Source organism: Gammaproteobacteria bacterium (assembly GCA_003696665.1).
GTDB lineage: Bacteria > Pseudomonadota > Gammaproteobacteria > Enterobacterales.
In genome coordinates, this window is the sequence record RFGJ01000261.1 from 1 (window position 1) to 1,538 (window position 1,538).

2 protein-coding genes are annotated in these 1,538 nt (G+C 48.6%); both read left to right on the forward strand.

Annotated elements, in window-relative coordinates:
* Positions 1-412, forward strand: a 412-nt coding sequence (locus D6694_07195; protein RMH43163.1) for a UDP-N-acetylglucosamine 2-epimerase (non-hydrolyzing), incomplete at its 5' end; no start/stop codon positions are given.
* 805 nt (positions 413-1,217) lie between these two features.
* Positions 1,218-1,532, forward strand: coding sequence for a DUF1153 domain-containing protein (locus tag D6694_07200; protein ID RMH43164.1), 315 nt, complete (start codon positions 1,218-1,220; stop codon positions 1,530-1,532).
* Positions 1,533-1,538: the final 6 nt, after the last annotated feature.

Here is a 1,538-nt window from a genome sequence, read left to right on the forward strand (position 1 = left end):
CAATCCCAATGTTCGTGAACCTGTCAACCGCATCCTTTCTGGTATTGATAATGTGATTTTGATTGAGCCGCAGGACTATTTACCATTTGTGTACTTAATGCAGCGTGCCTACTTAATTTTGACCGATTCCGGCGGCATACAAGAAGAAGCCCCGAGCCTCGGCAAGCCTGTATTGGTGATGCGAGCAACCACCGAACGGCCGGAGGCTGTAGAAGCAGGAACAGTCCGTTTAGTGGGCAACAGAAAAGACGAAATTATAAGAAACGTTTATTTATTGCTAGATAGCTCCGACGAATATTCTCGCATGAGTCGAGCACACAACCCCTATGGTGATGGTTCAACACAAAGAAAAATAATTGATAAGCTAAAGTTGGGACTGCGATTTCGACAGAAAGACGAATTCGGAGATTGATAATAAAAGGCAAAAATAATCTTGTGGAAGGTTTGAACGTCTATTACCTAGCCGCAAAGCTAGTAAACGGCTCCTTGCCAAGACTGATGGGAACCCCGTCAAGCGAGCATACAAAAGTGTAATGGAGGTAGACCAGGACAAGACCAAACCAAAGCAAGCTAGCGGTGAAACGCTATTCAGATGAGTGTAGGAAAGAGGTTTTATTAGCCTTGGCCTCGCAGACTGGTGTCAAAGCAACAGCGGAATTGGCTGCAAACTAGCGTTGCTGTAGAAATGGCGGGCCAAGGCCAAAAGAGCCAGAAGTCAGAGCTAGATTGAACGGACGAAAGCGGCGAAAATCGCCCGCCTGAAGTGAACTAAGCCTCTATGAAAGGCATACAAGCTAGTTCGGAATCAAGACACTGTGTTTGGCGTCTCTAGAAGTGGCCATTACACTTGGCTTAAACGGGCGAATAAGCCGAGCACGATGGCCCAAGCGGCAAGCGGGATTGGATAAGCGATGGAAAAAGCTTTTGAGCCCAGTAAAGACCATGCCGGTGCCACCCAATTAACTGAAGCAGGATCAAAGAGGCTGTACCACCCAACAGAAATGGGTCAGTGACATCATCTATTTGTGGGCGGACGTAGCGTGGCTATATCTATGCGTGTTCACTGACCTGTTTTCGCGAATGGTCATCGGCTCGTCCTTGGCTGAGCGGATGAGTGACCGGCGTATGCGATGCGTTCCAAATGGCATTCAGGAGCCGACATTTGTAATGACCCCCGCCAGAACTGCACAGGTTATAATGCAGACAGGAGGAGTCAAATGAAAGCGCAAAAAACTGAAATCAAACGCTGGACGGCGAAGCGCAAAGCCGAAGTTGTATTGAATATACTCAAGGGCAAAATAACGGTTGCTGAAGTCTCACGCCGTTATGACTTCACCCCAAGTGAAGTGCAGCGCTGGGTAGATGAAGGGATATCGGCCATGGAGAATAGTTTCCGGGCACGCCCCAAAGACCTTCGAGAACAATACGAGGACAAACTAGCGCAGGCTTATGCAGCCCTGGGTGAAAAGGAGTTGGAGCTTAAAGCCTTAAAAAAGTGGCAGCGCCTGCTCGACGAACACGAGCGCTCGTGAAGTCGG

Bases quoted from the DNA above. Each gene is read 5' to 3' on its own strand.
- D6694_07200 (RMH43164.1), top strand. From the start codon at position 1,218: ATGAAAGCGCAAAAAACTGAAATCAAACGCTGGACGGCGAAGCGCAAA.